At 74.9% G+C, this 19,337-nt stretch carries 17 protein-coding genes; 10 read left to right on the top strand and 7 right to left on the bottom strand.

All coding sequences use genetic code 11. The features are described 5' to 3' along the window. The coding region (locus V6V16_RS13450) for a hypothetical protein (protein WP_334562342.1) at positions 1-281 on the top strand (281 nt) is incomplete at its 5' end. A 35-nt stretch (positions 282-316) separates the two neighbouring features. On the opposite strand, the gene V6V16_RS13445 is transcribed toward V6V16_RS13450, so the two are convergent. After that, positions 317-1,060 (bottom strand): N-acetyltransferase, encoded by a 744-nt coding sequence (locus tag V6V16_RS13445; RefSeq protein WP_334562341.1) that lies wholly within the window; start codon positions 1,058-1,060, stop codon positions 317-319. Positions 1,061-1,478: 418 nt separating this feature from the next. Here V6V16_RS13445 and V6V16_RS13440 point away from each other — a divergent pair, with 418 nt between their 5' ends. Next, on the top strand, positions 1,479-1,670 hold the full coding sequence (locus V6V16_RS13440) for a hypothetical protein (protein WP_334562340.1): 192 nt from the start codon (positions 1,479-1,481) through the stop codon (positions 1,668-1,670). A gap of 49 nt (positions 1,671-1,719) precedes the next feature. Here V6V16_RS13440 and recD2 read toward each other — a convergent pair whose 3' ends face one another. Further along, on the bottom strand, positions 1,720-3,924 hold the full coding sequence (gene recD2, locus V6V16_RS13435) for an SF1B family DNA helicase RecD2 (protein WP_334562339.1): 2,205 nt from the start codon (positions 3,922-3,924) through the stop codon (positions 1,720-1,722). 180 nt (positions 3,925-4,104) lie between these two features. On the opposite strand from recD2, the gene V6V16_RS13430 reads away from it, so the two are divergent. Together V6V16_RS13430 and V6V16_RS13425 are read left to right on the top strand one after the other, a co-directional pair. Continuing rightward, positions 4,105-5,202 (top strand): hypothetical protein, encoded by a 1,098-nt coding sequence (locus tag V6V16_RS13430; RefSeq protein WP_334562338.1) that lies wholly within the window; start codon positions 4,105-4,107, stop codon positions 5,200-5,202. A 311-nt stretch (positions 5,203-5,513) separates the two neighbouring features. After that, positions 5,514-6,599 carry an ice-binding family protein gene (locus tag V6V16_RS13425; protein ID WP_334562337.1) on the top strand — a complete coding sequence of 362 codons (1,086 nt, stop codon included), beginning with the start codon at positions 5,514-5,516 and terminating at the stop codon, positions 6,597-6,599. Positions 6,600-6,739: 140 nt separating this feature from the next. Here the strand turns inward: V6V16_RS13425 and V6V16_RS13420 are convergent, their stop codons facing one another. The 5 genes from V6V16_RS13420 to V6V16_RS13400 form a co-directional block, all read right to left on the bottom strand. Beyond that, positions 6,740-8,218 carry a glycosylase gene (locus tag V6V16_RS13420; protein WP_334562336.1) on the bottom strand — a complete coding sequence of 493 codons (1,479 nt, stop codon included), beginning with the start codon at positions 8,216-8,218 and terminating at the stop codon, positions 6,740-6,742. Continuing rightward, positions 8,215-9,267 carry a glycosyltransferase gene (locus tag V6V16_RS13415; protein WP_334562335.1) on the bottom strand — a complete coding sequence of 351 codons (1,053 nt, stop codon included), beginning with the start codon at positions 9,265-9,267 and terminating at the stop codon, positions 8,215-8,217. The genes V6V16_RS13420 and V6V16_RS13415 overlap by 4 nt, the downstream gene beginning before the upstream one ends. Continuing rightward, a complete protein-coding gene (locus tag V6V16_RS13410) occupies positions 9,264-10,403 on the bottom strand; it encodes a glycosyltransferase (protein WP_334562334.1) in 1,140 nt (379 codons plus the stop codon). Before V6V16_RS13410 ends, V6V16_RS13415 begins: the two co-directional genes overlap by 4 nt. Before the next feature lie 195 nt (positions 10,404-10,598). Continuing rightward, on the bottom strand, positions 10,599-11,612 hold the full coding sequence (locus V6V16_RS13405) for a glycosyltransferase family 4 protein (protein WP_334562333.1): 1,014 nt from the start codon (positions 11,610-11,612) through the stop codon (positions 10,599-10,601). Beyond that, positions 11,609-12,412: a DUF5994 family protein gene (locus tag V6V16_RS13400; RefSeq protein ID WP_334562332.1), complete on the bottom strand. Its 804-nt coding sequence runs from the start codon at positions 12,410-12,412 to the stop codon at positions 11,609-11,611. The genes V6V16_RS13405 and V6V16_RS13400 overlap by 4 nt, the downstream gene beginning before the upstream one ends. A gap of 556 nt (positions 12,413-12,968) precedes the next feature. Between V6V16_RS13400 and V6V16_RS13395 the strand changes: the two genes are divergently transcribed. The 6 genes from V6V16_RS13395 to V6V16_RS13370 all read left to right on the top strand — a co-directional run bounded on the left by V6V16_RS13395 (position 12,969) and on the right by V6V16_RS13370 (position 19,328). After that, positions 12,969-13,517, top strand: coding sequence for a TetR/AcrR family transcriptional regulator (locus V6V16_RS13395; protein ID WP_334562331.1), 549 nt, complete (start codon positions 12,969-12,971; stop codon positions 13,515-13,517). Then, positions 13,514-13,870 carry a DMT family transporter gene (locus tag V6V16_RS13390; RefSeq protein WP_334562330.1) on the top strand — a complete coding sequence of 119 codons (357 nt, stop codon included), beginning with the start codon at positions 13,514-13,516 and terminating at the stop codon, positions 13,868-13,870. The genes V6V16_RS13395 and V6V16_RS13390 overlap by 4 nt, the downstream gene beginning before the upstream one ends. Next, on the top strand, positions 13,867-14,196 hold the full coding sequence (locus tag V6V16_RS13385; protein ID WP_334562329.1) for a DMT family transporter: 330 nt from the start codon (positions 13,867-13,869) through the stop codon (positions 14,194-14,196). Before V6V16_RS13390 ends, V6V16_RS13385 begins: the two co-directional genes overlap by 4 nt. Positions 14,197-14,280: 84 nt before the next feature. Next, positions 14,281-15,027: a glyoxalase gene (locus tag V6V16_RS13380; protein ID WP_334562328.1), complete on the top strand. Its 747-nt coding sequence runs from the start codon at positions 14,281-14,283 to the stop codon at positions 15,025-15,027. 332 nt (positions 15,028-15,359) lie between these two features. Then, a complete protein-coding gene (locus tag V6V16_RS13375; RefSeq protein WP_334562327.1) occupies positions 15,360-17,318 on the top strand; it encodes an ABC transporter ATP-binding protein in 1,959 nt (652 codons plus the stop codon). Positions 17,319-17,519: 201 nt separating this feature from the next. After that, entirely contained in the window at positions 17,520-19,328 is a 1,809-nt protein-coding gene (locus V6V16_RS13370) for a glycoside hydrolase family 3 protein (protein WP_334562326.1), read from the top strand. Positions 19,329-19,337: the final 9 nt, after the last annotated feature.

Genomic DNA, 19,337 nt, shown 5'->3' with positions numbered 1-19,337 from the left:
GGGCGGACGACGGCGGGCGGGTCGTCGCCCCCGCTGAGCCGGGCCGCCCGGCGGCCGCCGTGCCGGTCCGCGGCACCGGGCCGGCCGCGCGCGAGTCGCCCGAGGGTCACGCGGTCACGTTCGCGACCAACGCGGCGACGTCCGCCCCGCTGCCCGGCGGCCTCCTGCACGGCCGGGTGAGCCTGGTGCTGGGGGAAAGGGCCCGCCACCGGGCCCCCGGCACGCCGGGGACCTCGGCGCGGATCCTGGACGCCCCGCCGCGGCACCGGCCCGCGCCCTGACCGGTGCGCGCCGGTCGTGACCGGCGGTACGGGAGCTAGAGGCGGTGCCGGACCCAGACGTTGGGCTCGACGTAGACGGCGTGGTCCTGCGCCACGTGGCAGTGCACCGGCACGAGCGCCCCCGGCACGTGGACCGGCCCGGCGGTGTCGAACGGAAGGCCCGTCCAGCGCCGCCAGTCGGCGAGCGTCCCGGTGACCACCATCGACCGGGCGGCCACCCGTTCGACTCGTCCGCCGGCACGGACGTGCACCCGGAGCCACGGGTCGACCGGCAGGCCGTCCTCGCGGAGCAGCGCCGCGTACTCGGCCATCGGCATCCGGGGCCGGGTGTGCTTGCCGTTCGGGCGGACCGGCGCGACCAGCGTGTCGAAGCCCAGCTTCGCGACGGCGTCCCGCATCGCGGCGAGCATCAGGGCGGACAGCCCGCTGCCGCGACGGTCGGGCCGGACGCAGATCTCCACCGCCGAGACGACGTTCGGGGCGGCGCCGGTGAGGCGGTCGACCGCGGCCCGCTGGATCATGCGGTCCCAGCCGCCGTCGGGGAGGTCCTCCCGCGTCCACCGCAGCGGCACGGCGTACGCCCGGGCGACGGCCCGCCCGGGCTCGGCGGGGTCGACGGCGGCGAACACGAACTCCGGGTACAGCTCGTGCGCGACGTTGTAGTACACCGCGCTCATCGGGTCCCACAGCATGAACGGCGGCCACGCCCCGTCGAAGTCCTCGTGCAGGCGCTCCGTCAGGTCGGGGCGCTGCGCCAGGCTCACGATGTCGAGGGTCACGGCGGAAACGTAGAGCGGCGCGTCGCCGTACGCACGCGATTTCCGCCGCGCGGCCGGCACCGCCCACGGGGCGGCCCCGGGTCCGGTCACCGCCCGCGTCGAGGCAGGTGATTTCGCGGATTCGCGCCAGCCGGTCGTCGGCCATCGTGGCCTTACCCGCGAGCCCCACCAGGAAGGAGTTGGTTCGTGAGAACCAGGACCGGACGAAGGATCGCCCTCGGCCTGGCCGCGACGCTGGCCGGCGCGGACCCCCGCGTCGACACGTCGGTGCTCTGAACAGCGGCCTGCTGAGCGACCGGGACAACCACCGGCTGGCCCGACTGCACGCCCCGGTCGCGTACGTCACCGGCGGGCCGGACGACATCGCCTACCCCAACGCCGTCGACGACTACGGCCGGCTGCCCGTCGGTCTGCCGGCGTGGGGCACCTGCCGGTCGTGCACTTCGGCACGTTCGCGCAGCCCAACGGCGGCGAGTACGGCCGGGTCGGCTCGGCCTGGCTGAGGTGGCAGCTCAAGAGCGACCAGGCCGCGCGGGCCATGTTCGTCGGCCCCACGTGCGGCCTCTGCGGGCACCCCCGGTGGACGGTCACGAGCAGGAACCTGGCCTGAGTCGACCCGGGCACGGCCCGCCGGCCGCGGCCACCGGCCGGCGGGACGCTCAGGTGAGGCGGTGGTCGAGGGCGGTGTGCCGGCGCCCGGCGCCGACGGTGCGGACGGCGGCGGCGAGGGCGCGGCGGGAGCCGACCAGCACGACGAGCTTCCTGGCTCGGGTGACGGCGGTGTAGAGCAGGTTGCGTTGCAGCATCATCCAGGCGCTCGTGGTAAGCGGGATGACGACCGCCGGGTACTCGGAGCCCTGCGAACGGTGGATGGTCACGGCGTACGCGTGTGCCAGTTCGTCGAGTTCGTCGAAGTCGTAGTCGATGCTCTCGTCCTCGTCGGTGCGGACGGTGAGGGTCTGGTCGTCGGGGCTCAGGGCCGTGACGACGCCGACGGTGCCGTTGAAGACGCCGGCCTGGCCCTTGTCGTAGTTGTTGCGGATCTGGGTGACCTTGTCGCCGACGCGGAACACCCGACCGCCCAGGCGGCGCTCGGGCTGCCCCTCGCGCGCCGGGGTGAGGCGCTGTTGGAGCAGCGTGTTCAGGGCCGCGGCGCCGGCCGGGCCGCGGTGCATGGGGGTGAGGACCTGGATGTCGCGACGCGGGTCGAGGCCGAAGCGGGCGGGTACGCGGGCGCAGGCGACGTCGACGGTGAGGGCGGCGGTGGCCTCGGTGTCGTCACTGGCGAACAGGAAGAAGTCGCCGAGGCCCTGGAGCAGGGGCGGCCTGCCGGCGTTGATGCGGTGCGCGTTGCTGACCACCCCGGACTCCGCGGCCTGGCGGAAGATCTGCGTCAGCCGGACCCGGGGGATGACCGGAGCGGCGAGCAGGTCCCGCAGGACCTCCCCGGCGCCGACGGAGGGGAGCTGGTCGACGTCGCCGACGAGGAGCAGGTGCGCGCCGGGCGGGACGGCCTTGACGAGCTTGTTGGCCAGGACGAGGTCGAGCATGGACGCCTCGTCCACGACGAGCAGGTCGACGTCGAGGGGGTTGTCCCGGTCGTGGCCGGCCTCGCCGCCGGGACGCAGCTGCAGCAGCCGGTGCACGGTGGCCGCCGGATGCCCGGTCAGTTCCGCCAGCCGCTTCGCGGCGCGGCCCGTCGGCGCGACGAGGGTCACCTTGGCCTTCTTCGCCGCGGCGAGTTCGACGACCGAGCGGACGGTGAAGCTCTTGCCGCACCCCGGCCCGCCGGTCAGCACGGCGACCCGGGAGGTGAGGGCGAGCCGGACGGCCTGTTCCTGCTCCGGGGCGAGGTCGATGCCGGTGCGGGCCCTCAACCAGGCCAGCGCCCTGCCCCAGTCGACGCCCGTGAAGTGGGGCAACCGGTCGGCGCGCTCGCGCAGCAGCCGCAGCAGGGATCCGGCCAGGGACTGCTCGGCGCGGTGGAACGGCACCAGGTACACCGCGGTCGTCCGCCCGCCGTCCGGTCCCGGCAGCGACTCGCGGACCACGCCCTCCTCGGCGACGAGTTCGTCGAGGCAGGCGGTGACGAGATCGCCCGTTACGTCGAGGATCTTGGTGGCGTCGGCGACCAGTTCGGAGTCGGGCAGATAGCAGTGCCCGTCGTCGGTGGCCTCGGAGAGGGTGTACTGGAGTCCGGCCTTGACCCGCTGCGGGCTGTCGTGCGGGATCCCGACGGCCTGGGCGATGGTGTCCGCGGTCCTGAATCCGATTCCCCACACGTCGGCCGCGAGCCGGTACGGCTCCGTGCGGACCACCGTGACGGAGGCGTCGCCGTACCGCTTGAAGATCCGTACGGCCAGGGAGGTGGAGACGCCGACGCCCTGGAGGAAGACCATCACCTCCTTGATGGCCTTCTGCTCCTGCCACGCCGCGGTGATCTTCGCGGTGCGTTTCGGTCCCAGGCCCGGCACCTCGACGAGGCGGGCGGGTTCGTCCTCGACGACGCGCAGGGTGTCCAGGCCGAAGTGGGCCACGATCCGCTCCGCGAACACCGGGCCGATGCCCTTGACCAGGCCGGAGCCGAGGTAGCGGCGGATGCCCTGGATGGTGGCGGGCAGGACGGTGGTGTAGGAGTGGACCTCGAACTGCCGGCCGTACTGCGGGTGCGACGACCACCGGCCGGACAGCCGCAGGCTCTCTCCCGGTTGGGCGCCCAGCAGCGCCCCGACCACCGTGAGCAGGTCGCCGCCGCGGTCGGTGGAGACGCGGGCGACGGTGTAGCCGGTCTCCTCGTTGACGTAGGTCAGCCGCTCGAGCACCGCGTCCAGCACGGCCGACGGCGGGTGGGTCTGGGCGGTCACCCGCCCATCCTGCCTCCCTCGGAGGAACGCCCGGCCACCCTCCCTCCCGGCGGCGTCCGGCGACGCCCGCGCGCCGGCACCGGCGGCGGGCCGCCGGGGCGGGTCGCGGCGGGCACGGTGGGCGGGGCGGGTCCGTGTCGGGTGCGCGGGGGCGGACCGGCGGTGGCAGGATCCCGGGTAATGCGACGAGGCGAGCGAACGATCCGGAGCCTGCGCGGCGCGGCGGGGACGGCGGCCGTCGTCGCGCTCGCGGTGCTCCCGGGCGCGGCGGTGGCGAACCCGTCGCCCACACCGGCCCCGGGGGCGCCGGTGTGCGAGGTGCGAGGCGGCGGGCTGAGCGAGATCTCCGGGATGGTCGCCACGGAGGACGGGTTCGTCGTGGTCAACGACGGCGCGGACGACGAGGCCCGGCGCCGGATCTTCTTCCTGGACGCCCAGTGCTCCGTCGTGCGCACGGTGCCCTATCCGTCGCGGCCCCGCGACACCGAGGATCTCGCCGTCGGCGCCGACGACACGATCTGGGTGGCCGACACCGGCGACAACGACCGTTCCCGGCGGACGGTCGCGGTGTGGAAGCTCCCGCCGGGTGCCGGTCGGCCGGTGCTGTACCGCATGGCGTACCCGGACGGGCCGCACGACGCCGAGGCCCTGCTCGTCACCCGCGACGGCCGGCCGATCATCGTGACGAAGTACTCGGCCGTGCTGTACGCCCCGACCGGCGCCCTGCGGCCCGGCGCCACGGTGCCGCTGTCCAGGGTGGGACAGGTCCGACTGCCGCCGTCCACGACGAGCAACCCGTTCTCGGTGCTCGGCCGGACGGCGGTCACCGGCGCGGCCACCGCGCCGGACGGGCGCAGGGTGGTGCTGCGCACCTACGCCGACGCGTTCGAGTTCGACGTCGTCGACGACGACGTCGTGGCCGCGCTGACCAGCGGGACCCCGCGGGTGACGCCGCTGCCCGACGAGCCGCAGGGCGAGTCGGTCACCTACAGCCGCGACGGGCGTTTCCTGCTCACGGTCTCCGAGACCACCGACCAGCCACCGGGCACGAGACCCGGCGTCCTGCGCTACCCGCTGGGCACGGCTGCCAGCACGGCACCGCCGACCGTGGCCGGGGCGCCCTCCCGGCCCGCCGTCGACGAACGGGCCGTCGGCCGACAGGCCGGGGGCACCGGCGCGGCGTCGACCCGGATCGTGCTGGCCGCTGCGGTCGTACTGGGGCTGGTGGGGGCGGGACTCGTCGTGCTGAGGCGGTCACGGCGGTCCGGTCCGCGCTAGCCGCCGCCCGGATCGGCCGGGCGACGGTGGTCTCCGGCCCGGCGGCGGGCGCCCGCCGGGGTCCTGACCGGAGCGGCGCCGCCGGCGACGCGTGCCTCGCGTAGACGCCGCGCCCGTACCGCTGACACGAGGACGTTCGGACGTTCCGAGCGCCGCCGGGGCTTCCCGGCCGGTTCCGGGTGATTAATCGGTTATGCGCACTTCATAGGTCTGAGTATGCAAAAGTCCGAATTGCAAGCATTTGCGCTTGTGTTACTTCGGGCCGCCGCCGCTACGGCGCCGGCGGAGACAGACCATGAGAGGGCTCCACCGTGACAGTAGTTCGGATCCGTCACCTTCGGCGCACGGTGCTGCCGGCGCTGGCAGCCGTCACCGCCGCCGGCGCGGCCGTCGCCGTGCTGATCTTCAGCGGCACCGGTGCCAGAGCGGCCGAGGCGCCGGTCGGCCTGGGAACGGCGGCCAACTTCTCCGTACTGGCCGGCTCCACCGTCACCAACACCGGCCCGAGCTTCCTGGCGCAGAGCCTCGGCGTGCACCCCGGCAACACCGCGCCCGGCTTCCCGCCGGGCATCGTGGGCGGCGAGATACACCTCGGCGACGCCGTCGCCCTACAGGCCAAGAACGACCTGACCACCGCGTACAACGACGCGGCGGGCCGGACCCCGTTCACCAACCTGCCCGCCGAACTCGGCGGCGCCACGCTGACCCCCGGGGTCTACCGGCTCGGCGCCGCGCAGCTGACCGGCCAGCTGACGCTCGACAGCCAGGGCGACCCGGCGGCGGTGTTCATCTTCCAGATCGCCTCCACGCTGACCACCGCCGCCAACAGCAGCGTCGTGTTCATCAACGGCGCCTCGCCCTGCAACGTCTACTGGCAGGTGGGCAGCTCGGCGACGATCGGCACCGGCACCCGCTTCATGGGCAACATCCTGGCCCAGACCTCGATCACCATGAACACCGGCGCCACCCTCCAGGGCCGGGCCCTGGCCCGCACCGGCGCCGTCACCCTCGACACCAACACCATCAACGCCCCCGTCTGCCTCCAGCCGACAGGCACCCCGACCAGCACTCCCACGGGCACGCCGACGGGCACTCCCACGGGCACGCCGACGGGCACTCCCACGGGCACGCCGACGGGCACTCCGACGGGCACTCCGACGGGCACGCCGACGGGCACGCCGACGGGCACGCCCACCGGCACGCCGACGGGCACCCCCACCGGACAGCCCACGAGGACTCCCACCGGGTCCCCGACGCCGAGCCGCACGCAACTGCCGGTGACCGGTGAGAGTGGCGGCCAGGCACTGGTGCCGCTCCTGACGGGCCTCGGCAGCCTCGCCGTCGCCACCGGCGCGTCCCTGCTCCTCCTGCACCGCCGCCGGACCGCGCGGTCCTGACCGGACGGGCCCGGCGGCCGGCCACCGGCCGCCGGGCCCGGCCCGGCCACGCGAGACCGTGAGTAGCCACCGCCGCGCCCCGCCCGACCGGCAGGGCGCGGCGGTGGCCGGTCGGCGGCGCCCCGCCGGCCGTCGGGCACTCAGCCGGCCCGGTGGCCGACCATCGCCTCGGCGAGCGCGTCGAGGGCGACGGTGGCGAAGCCGACCCGGGCGTCGCTGGCCCCGTAGGGCAGCCAGAGCAGGCCGCCGTGCAGCAGGCCGCCGCAGGAATAGACGACGTTGGGCACGTATCCTTCGCGCTCGGTGTCGTCGGGGGCGAGCAGCGCCCCGGGCAGCTCCGCGATCACCCGCTCCGGGTGGTGCAGGTCGAGCAGCATGGCCCCGATGGCGTACCGGCGCATCGGGCCGACCCCGTGGGTCAGCACCAGCCAGCCCGCCGCGGTCTCGACGGGTGATCCGCAGTTGCCCACCTGGATCAGCTCCCAACTGCGGCGCGGCCCGTGCAGCGGCACCGGAGCCTGCCAGGTGTTGTCGTCAGCGAGCACGGTCAGGCCGATGGTCTCGCCGTCGGAGCGGCAGAGCGCGAGGTGCCGGCCCCCGACGGTCCTGGGGAAGAGCGCCATCCCCTTGTTGCGGGCGCCCGGCCCGCGCATCGGGTCGATCCGGAAATGGCTCAGGTCGTCGCTGGTCAACATGCGGGGGGCGATCCGCCGCCCGTCGTAGGCGGTGTACGTCGCCCGGTACGTCGGGCGGCCGGCGTCGTCGACGTACCTGACGAAGCGGGCGTCCTCCATGCCGTTGCTCTCGGCCGCGGTGGCCGGCCAGAGCACCCGCTCGTGCAGCGGGGTGCCGGCGGGGAAGGCGACGGCGTAGCTGGCCGCGGAGACCCGGCGCAGCCGCTCCAGGGTCGCCGCGGTGGTGTTGCGGTAGAACAGGTCCGGCGGCAGCGCGGCCAGCACCCGTTCGAAGCCGGCCTCGTCGTACTGCTCCGGCAGGGCGGCCAGCACGCGGGCGCAGACCTCGTTGTCCCAGCCCTCCTCGCGCAGCCCGGCGGCGAGCAGGTCCCTGCGGTGCAGGGCGTGGCCGCGCCGGCCGCTCACCAGCGGCCCCGAGCGCCCCTCGACGACCAGCCGCTCCCCGGGCCCCAGCACGGCGCTGGCGAACCCGATGGAGGAGAGGTGACCCTCACCGATCTGGCGCAGGCTGACCGCCACCCGCAGCTGCCCGGGTCGCAGGGCGGACTGGTCGGGGTGCGCCACCATGGACGGGTTGCACAGCGCGGCGGCCTCGACGGCGTACTCGTGGCTGAAGTAGGCGCCCACCAGCAGCCGGGCCGTGGGGGAGAGCTGCCGGGTGCGGGCGACCCGGTGCCGCACGAGGTCGTAGTGGTGCTGGAAGGTGGCTTCCAGGTCCCGGTGCCGGCCGCCGAAGTCGCGCAGGGTCCGCCGGAGCAGGCTCCGCGTCTCGTCCGCGTCCAGGCCCGCGATCCGGTCGACGAGGCCGTGCGTGCGGGTGTGCGCCACCGCGGCGTCCTCACCCGGAACGAAGAGTTTGACGATGACCCGGCGGGGGTCGGGCGCGAGGGTGACGTCGTGGCGGGTGGCCAGGGTTCCGGTCACGACCACCGCCGGGCGTGCTGCAGGGTCGAGATCAACGCCAGGGTCGACTCGGCGCCCTGGTTGAAGTTGGGGCCGTGCGCGGTGAGGCCGTCGTAGCCGCCGCCGGTCGCCGGATCCCACATGGCCATGCCGAGGTCGTTCTCTCCCAGGAACCAACCGACGGCCTGCCCGAGCCCGACCTCCCAGGCCGGATCGCCGGTGGCGGCGGCGGCCGTGGCGCAGGCGTCGGCGAGGGCGGCGACCTCGATCGGCTGCTGGTCGTGGCGCGCTCGAGGGCTGTCGCGCCGCCAGCCGCCGACGGCTACCACCGAGAGCCGCCCCTGGTGCACCTGGATCTCGTACAACCAGGTCAGCATCCGCAGGCCGGCGGCGAGCAGCGCGGCGTCCCCGCGCACCTGGCCGGCGGCGATGACGACCTCCGCGAGGGCGGCACTGGCGTAGCTGAGCTGGTGCTCGGGCCACGGCCAGCGGGGATCCGGGTCGGCGGGGCCGACGGCGCCGGCCGCGTCGTCGAGCAGCGCCGCCGCGGCGACGTGCCCGGGATGGCGACGCAGCACCTCGGCGGCGCCCAGCCCGGCGAAGGCCATGGCGTGCGGCGCGGCCGACCGCCGGGCGGCGCCGCGGCTGAAGGCCACGAGGGCCTCGGTGCGGATCCACGTCGCGGGGTGGCGGGCGGCGGCTGTCCCCAGCCCCCACAACGCCCGTCCCCACCAGTCCCCGAGACCGGGCTGGTCGGCCCAGCGCCGGTCGTGCCCCAGCCGGTTGTGGAAGGCGCCGCGCTCGTCCTGGGCGTGGGTCAGGAAGGCCAGGTAGCGCTCGGCCAGCCCGACGACCTGCGCCGACGGTTCCGGTTCCCGGCTGGTGACCAGCAGGCCCCGGGCGACGTCGTCGGTGCAGTAGCCGTGTTCGCGTCGAACGACGGCGTGCCGGGCGTGCTCGAAGAGGCCGGTGTCGTCGCTGAGCCTGGCCAGGTGGGCGAAGCTCGGCGCGGGTGCCCGCAGGGCGGCGCCGGGTCGGCCGCCGCCGACCCGCTCGCGCGAGGTGGTCACACCGCCGCCGGGGTCGCCGAGGGCGAGCGGCCGGCGACGAGCCGCCCGGCCAGAGCCTCGTAGCGGGCCGCCACGGCCGGCCAGCGCAGGTCCGCCGCGAGCGGTCGGGACCGGCCGGCGAGGCTGGCCGACAGTCCGGGCTCGGTGAGGATCCGCCGGATCGCGGTCGCCAGCGCAGCCGGGTCCCGATGGGGTACGACCAGCCCCGGGCCGCCGGTGAGCAGCTCCACGGCGTGCGGGAAGGGTGTGGCGACCACGGGCACGCCGGCGGCCACCGCCTCGATCAGGACTCCGGAGGTCACCTGTTCCCGCGAGTCGTAGGGCAGCACGACCACGTCGGCGGAGCCGACCAGCGCGCCGAGGGTGGCCTGGTCGTGGTACGCGGCCTGGTACTCCACGGCGTGCGCGACGCCGAGCTCGGCGCCGAGGCGGTGCAGGCCGGCGCGGTACGCCTCGCCCTGGTGCTCGATCACCTTGGGGTGGGTCCGGCCGGCGACCGTGTAGGTGGGGGTCGGGTCGAGGTCCTGGAGGCGGGCCAGGGCGCGCAGCGCCCACTCGATGCCCTTGCCGGGACCGAGCAGCCCCCAGGTCAGCAGGTGCGGGCGGGTCCGCCGCGCGGCGGTCGTGCCGACGGGCTCGGCGGCGCCGTGCGGGATCACCGAGACCTTCGTCGGGTCCACCGCGTAACCGACGAGCAGCCGGTCGTGGGCGGTGCCGGTCATCGTGACGACCGCGCCGGCGGCGGCGACGATCTGCTCCAGCAGCGTCCTCTGCCGGGCCGAGGGCTGGCGGAGCACGGTGTGCAGGACCACGATGCTCGGCACGGTGAGCCGGCGCAGCAACGGCAGGACGTCCTCGCCGTCGGGCCCGGGATAGATGCCGTACTCGTGCTGCACCACGGCCACGTCGAAGGCGTTGAGCGCCGCGGCGGCGCCCCGCCAACCGGCCGCGTTCCGCGCCGACCAGGTGTGCACGACGGTCGGTTCCGGCCGCTGGTCGTCGCCGGTGGCGGTGACGCGCACGACGCCGGCGGCCGGCCCGCCGGCCGTGAGATGCGCGGCGAGGGCGGAGTTGAAGGTGGCCAGTCCGCACCGGGTCGGTGGGTGGGTGCTCAGGAAGCCATAACTGGTGGACATCGGTGCCGTGCCTTCCGGTTGTCGGCCGCCACCGGGGGACGGGGCGGGCCTCACGAGGTAACGGCGCACGTCGGTCGCCGCGAACGACCGACGGAACGGGTTCGGGCGGGCCGCCGCGTCAGCGGTGGCGGGCCGGCGGTGAACCTGGATCGGGCGGTGCCGGACTCCTGGCGGATCGTCGGCACCTGGACGGTGTCAGCGTTGCGGCCGACCGAGGAGGCCGTCGTAGACGGCCAGGTAGTCGGCGACCATCCGGTCGGCACCGAAGCGTTGCCGGGCCCGGGCCCGGCAGCCCGCGCGGTCGATGGAGGCCACCCGGCCGACGGCCTCGACGGCCTGCTCGACCGTCCGCACCAGCAGCCCCGTCACCCCCTCGTCGACCACCTCGGGCATCGAGCCGCGGTGGTACGCGACGACCGGCGTCCCGCAGGCCATCGCCTCCACCACGGACAGGCCGAACGGTTCGTCGAAGGCGATGGGGTGCAGCAGCGCGGCCGAGCCGCCCAGGATCTCCCCGCGGCGGCGTGGCCCCACGGCACCGGGGAAGGTGACCCGTTCGCCGTCGATGTGCGGGGCCACCCGCTCGCTGAAGTAAACCTGGTCCTGGACGACGCCGCACAGGGTCAGCGGGCGACCGGCCCGCCGGGCGATCTCGATGGCGGTGTGGGTGCCCTTGTCGGGATGGATCCGGCCGAAGGCCACCAGCCCGGGGCCGGGGTCCGCGGTGAACGGCAGGCCGTCCAGGTCGACCCCGTGGTGAACGGTGGCGAGGTAGTCGAGCCCCGGGACCCGGTCGGCGTCGGAGATGGAGACGTAGGACGAGCGGCCCTTCTCGTACGCGGGCAGGATCCCCGCCCCGGAGAAGCCGTGCACGGTGGTCAGCAGCGGGGCGTCGCAGTGCTGCGCGAAGGCCAGCGGCAGCCAGTCCAGGTGGCTGTGCACGAGGTCGAACTCGGCGGAGCGGGCCAGGGCGTGCGCGACGTGCATCGCCTCCCAGACCCTCCCGTCCATGTGCTGGTCCTCGGCGTAGCCGCGTGGGCACACCCCGTCGAGGGCGGCGGAGGTGACCGAGTCCAACGTGGCGAAGAGCGTGACGTCCACGCCCCGCGCGACGAGCCCCTCGGCGAGCAGCCCGGTCACCTGCTCCCAGGGGCCGTAGTGGCGCGGCGGCGTCCGCCAGGCCACCGGGCCCAGCAGGGCCACTCTCACGGGGCGGTGGGCCCGCCGAGTTCGGCGACGTCGAGGCGCAGGGTCGCGAGCAGCCCGGTGTGCCGGGTGGTCTCGACCTCCGTCGGCAGTTCCCGCTCCACCCAGTCGGCCCGCGCGTGCTGGCCGCGCCGGCGCAACGCGGCGACGATCGTGTGTCGGGCCACTGTCATGGTCTGCTCCTCGATGGTGATGGTGGAAACGTCGGTGGTCGGTCGCCGGGGCGCGGGTGCCGGCCGCGCGGGCGCGGACACCCGGGCCGGCGCCGTCCCGCCCCGGTCGGAGGCGACCGCGGTGGGGGCGGTACGCAGACGGCCGCCCTCGCCCTCCCAGGTCTGCCTCTCGGTGCTCGCCGGCCGCGCGTCGAGCGTCGCCGCCGCGGCGGCGAGCAGTTGCGACGCGCGCACCAGGTTGCCGGCGGTGGCGGCGAGCGCCATCGCCGCCTCCGCCAGCCCGACCGGGGTCCCCGGCGGAACGACCAGCAGGTCGACCCGGTCGTCGTTGCGGCAGATCGCGGTCAGCAGCGTGGCGGGCTGGCTGGTGAAGTAGCCCAACCAGACCGTCCTGCCGGCCACGCTCAGCCGGCGGGGACTGCCGTCCCAGGTGTCGGCGCGCAGGATCAGCCGGACGACCGGCCCGTGCAGCAGGTCGATGGCGAGGACGAGGCCGGGCAGCTCCGCGAGCGGGTCCGTCGAGCGGGGCCACCAGCCGCCGTCGAGCAGCGTGCGCGCGGCCCGGGTCGGGTCGATCCGCAGGCGCGGCGTGGTCGGTGGGGGAGCGAGGGCGTCAGGCGATCGCGTCATGTCAGATCCTCGTCGCCGTGACCGCGGCGTAGCGGTGGGGTCGTGCGCGGAGTAGCGTCGTGCGCCGGGCGAGGTGCCCGGTCCGCCGATCCGTCCGACCGGTCGTCGCTCGTCCCCGGTCGGCGGCGGCGCCGGGAGCCGGGACTGGTTGGCGCTGTCGCTTCCGGTCGCGGCGCCGCGAGGCGCGGTCGTCGGTCCGGGTCGCGTCGGCGCGGGGCGACCGCATCGGGCGGCCGGGCGCCGGGAGACGGCTCCCGGTAGGTCGGTCGTGCCGCCGTGGAGCGGATGCGTGCGGTCGGGTGCGGACGGTGCTGCCCGCGGAGCGGAGCCGGCGTGGCGGGATCTCAGAAGTGGGATGCCGTCGGTTCCGGGATGTCCTGAGCCTACGCCTGTGCGGGCCGAACCGCTCGGCGCCCGGGGGTCGGGGCCCCGGGAGAGCACCGGTGCCCGCCGCCCTCGCGGGTCGTCCGAGGCGTGCCGGCGCGGCGGGCCGGGCCCTGCCGTGACGGCGGTCACGACAGCGCTTACTTTACCTTCCGGACGGTAAAGTAAGCGGATGCGACCGAGCCAACGGACCGTCGTCCTCGAGGCAGCCATGGAGCTGGTCTCCGCCGCGGAGGGCGCCGACATCACCCTCGACGCCGTGGCCCGGCGGGCGGGCCTGACCAAGCCGGGCCTGATGTACCACTTCCCGACCCGGGACGCCCTCCTGCTGGCGATCGTCGAGCACGCGGCCGGCAGGGTCGAGGACGCGATGCGCGCCGCGCTCGAGGTGCCGTTCGAGCAGGCGACTCCCGCGGCCCGGATCCGCGCGTACGCGCGGGTCGCGTACCGCGGCGACGCCAGCCGGGCGGAGTACGCGGTCGCCGCGGAGGCCGCCTACCGGCCGGCGCTCTCGGGGCCCTGGGTCCGGCGCCTCGCCAGGTGGTTCGACCTGCCGCCGGGTCTGCCCCCGACCACGCGCGCGCGGCTCACCCTGGCCCGGCTCGCGGCCGACGGCCTGTGGAGCGCCTACGCCACCGGCCTCTTCCCGCCGGACCCCCGGGACCGGGACGCGCTCGTCGCGCTCATCGAGGACCTCACCGCGAAAGGCGACGACTCGTGAGGCAGTGGCTGTGCCTGGCCGGGGCCATCGGCTCCGAGGTCGGCGGGACCCTGGCGCTGCGCGCGGCCAACGACCATCCGGCGTGGATCGCGCCGGTCGTCGTCGGGTACACCCTCTCCTTCGCCCTGCTCGCGGTGGTCCTGCGTGCGGGCATGCCGATCGGCGTCGCCTACGGCATCTGGGCCGCCAGCGGGGTCACCCTCACCGCGTTGCTGGCCGCGCTGCTCTTCGGCGACCCGCTCACCTGGGTGATGGGGCTCGGCTTCGTCGTCGTCGTCGCCGGTGTCCTGCTCGTGGAGATCGGCTCCCACCGGGGCGAGGCGTGGCACGACGGGCCGGAGGCGACCCGATGAGCTGGATCTTCCTCGCCGCGGCGATAGCCTCCGAGGTCACCGCCACCATGGCGCTGCGCGCCTCGGAGGGGCTGCGCCGCAAGGCGTGGGCGCCCGTCGTCGTCGGCGGCTACGTGACCTGCTTCGTCCTGCTCAGCCTGGCCCTGCGCGGCGGCATGCCGGTGGGCGTCGCGTACGGAATCTGGGCCGCGACCGGCATCGCCCTGACCGCGGTCGTCGCGCGCCTGGTCTTCGGCGACCCCCTGACCAGGGTCATGACGCTCGGCATCGGCCTCATCGCCGCAGGCGTCCTGCTCGTCGAGCTCGGCGCCCAGTCGGCGCACTGAGCCGCCCCCGGCCGTCGCGTGTGTGCGGCGGCCGGGGGCGCTGGCACAATGGCGGGCCGTCGACCGCACGGAACTGGAGCGCCGATGACGACCGACGCCCGTGTCCAGCCGAACGAGACCACGGTGCCGCTGCTGCACTGCGCCTCCGCCCCGGAGACCCTGGCGTTCTGGCGTGCGCTGGGCTTCGAGGTGACCTACGAGCAGACGAAGCCCTACCTGTACCTGGCACTGCGGTGGAGCGGGTTCGAGCTGCACTACGGCCGCGCGCCCGCCGGCCTGGACCCGGCCGCCGAGAACACCGGTGGTTGTCTGGTCATGGTGGACGCGGTCGCCCCCTACCACGCCACCTTCAGCGAGGCGATGCGCCGTGCGTACGGCAGGGTGCTCGTCAAGGGGCAGCCCCGGATGACCCGCTACCGGGCCGGCGCGTCGCGGTTCACCGTCGTCGACCCGTCGGGCAACAACATCATCTTCATCCAGCGCGACGAGCCGACGGAGCTGGAGTACGGCGGCTCGAAGCAGCTGCGGGGGTTGGCCCGGGTGCTCGACAACGCGCGCATCCTGCGCGAGTTCAAGAACGACGACCGGGCCGCCTTCCGGGCGCTGGACTCCGGGCTGCGCCGGCACGGCGACGCCGCGCCGGCCGTCGAACAGGGTCTGGCGCTCGCCGCGCTGATCGAGCTGTCCGCCGCGCTCGGCGATGCCGAGCTCGTGCCCGGCTGGGGAACCCGGCTCGCGGCGCTCCGGCTGACCGAGGGGGAGCGCGAGCGGGTGCGGCGGGCGGTCGCCGACCCCGCCGCACTCACCCCGTGGCTGCCGCGAGCAACCTGACGCCCCGGGCTCCGGAGAGGTCCAGGCGCATGCCGGCCATTCTGCCGAAGCGCGGCGCCGCCGGCGGCCGACCCGCGCGGGTTCCTCCTCGCACCCGCCGGCGGGCGCTCCCGCCCCGGCAGCGGACCTCCTCCTGACACACCTGTTCGACACGCCGGTGACCGAGTGACTCGCCCCGATAGCTGAGCGTAGGCTTCCGGCACGGCTTCTCCCGCCGTGGGTGCCACGACCCCCCGTCAGCCGTGCGGCCACTGTCACCGGTGCGCCGCCGATCCGCCGTGCCCGGCCTCGCCTGACCTGTCCGAACCCCGCCCGCTGCCCGAGGAGACCGTGTGGAGACCGTGATCCGCCCCCATCAGTCCACCGAACAGGACGGGGCAGCCGCCGCCGACGACGCCCGGCCGGTGCTTCCGGAGATGCAGGACCCCGACTGGATGCACCACGCGCGTCAGGTCGCCCAGACCAGCTTCTGGGCCGTGGCCCGCCGCCTGCCCCGGCTCGTCCACGAGGCGATCGGGGTGGCCTGGGCCACCAGCCGGCGCGACACCGTCACGTCGATCGGCCTGAACGTCGCGGCCGGGGTGATGACCACCTTCGGGCTGCTGGCGACGACCAGCGTGCTGAACGAGTTGTTCGCCGCCGGCCCCACCCCCGACCGGGTGCGCGCGGCGCTGCCGGCGCTGCTGGTGGCCGCGGCGGCGGTGACCGCCCGGGGCGGGCTGACGATCGCGGCCGGCTGGGCGCAGGCCCGGCTGATGCCGCAGATCAACTACCGGGTGGAGCTGCGGATGTTCGAGGCGACCACCGCCGTGGACCTGGCCGCGTTCGACGACGCCGGGTTCGCCGAGGAGATGGACCGGGCCCGCGACCGGGGAATGCGCGAGGCGGCCTCGATCGTGGACAGCACGGTCGACCTCATCACCGGCGTCGTCGGGGTCCTCGCCACCGCCGCCGCCGTCGCGGTGATCCAACCGGTCCTGCTGCCCTGCCTGCTGCTCGCGGCCGTTCCCCAGGCCGTCACGGCGGTGCGCATCGCCCGGCGGCAGTACCTGAACATGCTGGCCCGCATCACGCGTCGCCGGCGCATGTGGATGCTCGCCCAGTTGATGGCCAACCGGCACACCGCCGTGGAGGTCCGCGCCTACCAGATGCGGGAGTTCCTGCTCGGCGAGTACGGGCGGATGATGACCGCCGAGACCCGCGCCGACCTCGACCTCGTACGGGCGCAGACCACCACCCGCGTGCTCGGCGCCTCCGTCGCCGGGCTGGCCGGCTTCGCCGTCTACGCCGTGCTCGGCGCCCTGCTGTTGGGCGGCTGGGTCGCCCTGGCCGCCGCCGCGACCGCGTTGCTGGCGTTGCAGAGCGCGCACACCAGCCTCGGCATGGCGGTCTTCGCGACCAACTCGCTCTACGAGGACGCCCTCTACTACCAGGACTACCGCGATTTCCTCGACCGCGCCCGGCTGAGCACCCCGCCCGAGGGCGGCCGGCCGACCAAGGGCTTCGACACCATCGACCTCGACCGGGTCAGCCTGCGCTACCCGGACACCGACACCCCGGCGGTCGACGAGGTCAGCCTGACCCTGCGGCGCGGACAGGTCGTCGCCCTCGTCGGCGAGAACGGCTCGGGCAAGACGACGCTCGCCAAGCTCGTCGCCGGCCTCTACCGGCCGACCTCCGGCACCGTCCGCTGGGACGGCGTCGACACCGCCGAGCTGGACCCGCGTGGCCTCGCCGCGCACGTCTCGGTCATGACCCAGGACTGGTGGAAGTTCCCGTTCACCGCGCGCCAGAACATCCTCATCGGTCGGCACGACCGGGCGCCGCACACGGCCGGGCCGAGCGTGGAGGACGCCGCCCGGGCGACCGCCGCGCACGACATGATCCTCGGCCTCCCGTACGGCTACGACACCCTGCTCGACCGCGAGTTCAAGAACGGCCACGACCTCTCCGGCGGCCAGTGGCAGCGGCTCGTCGCCGCCCGCAGCCTCTACCGGCACGCCGCGCTGCTGGTCTGCGACGAGCCGTCGGCCGCGCTGGACGCCCGCGCCGAGCACGCCATGTTCCAACACCTGCGCCGCCACCCCGACCGCCTGGTCATCCTCATCACCCACCGCCTCGCCAACGTCCGGCACGCCGACCAGATCTACGTCATGCGCGACGGGCGGCTCGTGCAGCAGGGCGACCACGACGAGCTGATGACGCAGGACGGCCTCTACCGCGAGCTGTTCGACCTCCAGGCCGCCGGATACCTCGCGGAGTCGGGGCGGCGCGAGCGGCAGGATCCCTGATGGACGTGGCCGCCCGTGCGGCGACCCGTCGCCGGCGAGTTCTCCACCACGAGGGAGGCGGCCGTGGGGCGGACGTTTCTCGCCACCCCTTCGCGCGCCCGGTTTCCGGCACGCGGCCCCGGCGGCCATGTAGTTAACCTTCTTGACTGTGGCATCGACATGTAGCTAAGTTTCAGGCAGCCGATTGAGAGGCGGTCGCCTGTGAAGACCCGTACCGTCACCGCGACCGCCCTGGCGGCGGTCCTGACCATCACCCTCGCCCCGGTGGCAGCCACCGCCGCGCCCGAGCGTCCACCCGGCGCCGAGCACGGCTGGGTCACCTCGACCCTGCGCCACATGAGCCTGGAGCAGAAGGTCGGCCAGCTCTTCTCCACCTACGTCTACGGCGGTGACGCCACCGAGCCCACGCCCGCCGACCGGGCCGCGAACCTGGCCGCGTTCGGCGTCGAGACACCGGCCGAGGTCATGGACGAGTTCCACCTCGGCGGCGTCTGCTACTTCTCCTGGTCGCACAACCTGGACAGTCCACGCCAGATCGCCACCCTCTCCAACGGGCTCCAGCGTGCCGCCCTCGGCGACGGCGCGAAGGGCCGGGTGCCGCTGCTCATCTCGACCGACCAGGAGCAGGGCGTGGTGCTGCGGATGCCCGCCCCCGCCGCCCAGTTCCCCGGTTCGATGGCCCTGGGCGCGGGCCGGTCGCCCGACGCCGCGCGGACGGCGGCGGAGGTCACCGGGCGCGAGCTGGCCGCGGTCGGCATCCGCCAGCCCTACGCGCCCATCGCGGACGTCAACGTCGACCCCGGCAACCCGGTGATCGGCGTACGCTCCTTCGGCGCCGACCCCACCCTGGTGGCCGAGCTGACCGCGGCCCAGGTCGCCGGGTTCCAGCGCGGCGCCGGCGTCACCTCGGTGGCGAAGCACTTCCCGGGCCACGGCGACACGGACACCGACAGCCACACCGACCTGCCGGTGATCAACCACAGCCGGGAGGAGTGGGACCGCGTCGACGCCCCGCCGTTCCGGCGGGCGATCGCCGCGGGCGTCGAATCGATCATGACGGCGCACATCGTGGTGCCGGCCCTCGACCCCTCCGGCGACCCGGCCACGCTGTCACCGAAGATCCTCAACGGCGTGCTCCGCGGCGAGCTGGGCTTCAAGGGCGTCATCGTCACCGACGCGCTCAACATGGCCGGCGTGCGGCAGAGGTACGGCGACGAGCGGGTGCCCGTGCTCGCGCTCAAGGCCGGCGCCGACCAGCTCCTCATGCCGCCGAACCTCCGGCTGGCGCGGGACGCGGTGCTGCGGGCCGTGGCCGACGGGGAGCTGACCGAGCGGCGCATCGACGAGTCGGTCCGGCGCATCCTGGCCCTGAAGTACCGGCAGGGGCTGGCCCGCTCACCGCTGGTCGACGTCGAGGCGGCGGCCCGCACGGTCGGGGCGCCCGAGCACCTCGCGGCGGTCGCCTGGGTCACCGACCCGACGCTCACCGCGGTACGCAACGACGCCGGGCTGCTGCCGCTGGCCCCCGCGGAGCGCTCGGTGCTGGTCACCGGCTGGAACAGCGCCAGCTTCGCCCCGATCGCGACGATCGCGGACGGGTTCACCGCGCGCGGCGCCCGGGCCACCGCCCGACCGGCGACCCTGCCGAGCGACCAGGCGATCGACGCGACCGCCGCCGAGGCGGCCCGGCACGACCTCACCGTCGTGCTGGTCAACAAGGCGTGGGACACCACCGTCACCGACCCCCGGGCCAGCCAGCAGCGCCTCGTCGCGGCACTGCTGCGCACCGGGAAACCCGTGGTCGTGGTGGCGGTCCGCGATCCCTACGACATCGCGTACCTGCCGGGCGTGTCCACCTACCTGGCGACCTACTCGTACACCCGGGCATCGATGGACGCGCTCGTCCGCGTCCTGCACGGCGAACTGTCCCCCGGCGGGCGGCTGCCCGTCACCATCCCCTCGGCTGCGGGAGCGGTGCTCTACCCGTACGGCCACGGGCTGACCTGGTAGGAGACGGAC

It is taken from the genome of Micromonospora sp. CPCC 205561 (assembly GCF_036906775.1).
GTDB lineage: Bacteria > Actinomycetota > Actinomycetes > Mycobacteriales > Micromonosporaceae > Micromonospora.
This window is presented reverse-complemented; position numbering and strand designations above follow the sequence as displayed.

Bases quoted from the DNA above. Each gene is read 5' to 3' on its own strand.
- V6V16_RS13400 (WP_334562332.1), bottom strand. From the start codon at position 12,412: ATGACGCGATCGCCTGACGCCCTCGCTCCCCCACCGACCACGCCGCGC.
- V6V16_RS13410 (WP_334562334.1), bottom strand. From the start codon at position 10,403: ATGTCCACCAGTTATGGCTTCCTGAGCACCCACCCACCGACCCGGTGC.
- V6V16_RS13430 (WP_334562338.1), top strand. From the start codon at position 4,105: ATGCGACGAGGCGAGCGAACGATCCGGAGCCTGCGCGGCGCGGCGGGG.
- V6V16_RS13395 (WP_334562331.1), top strand. From the start codon at position 12,969: ATGCGACCGAGCCAACGGACCGTCGTCCTCGAGGCAGCCATGGAGCTG.
- V6V16_RS13380 (WP_334562328.1), top strand. From the start codon at position 14,281: ATGACGACCGACGCCCGTGTCCAGCCGAACGAGACCACGGTGCCGCTG.
- V6V16_RS13385 (WP_334562329.1), top strand. From the start codon at position 13,867: ATGAGCTGGATCTTCCTCGCCGCGGCGATAGCCTCCGAGGTCACCGCC.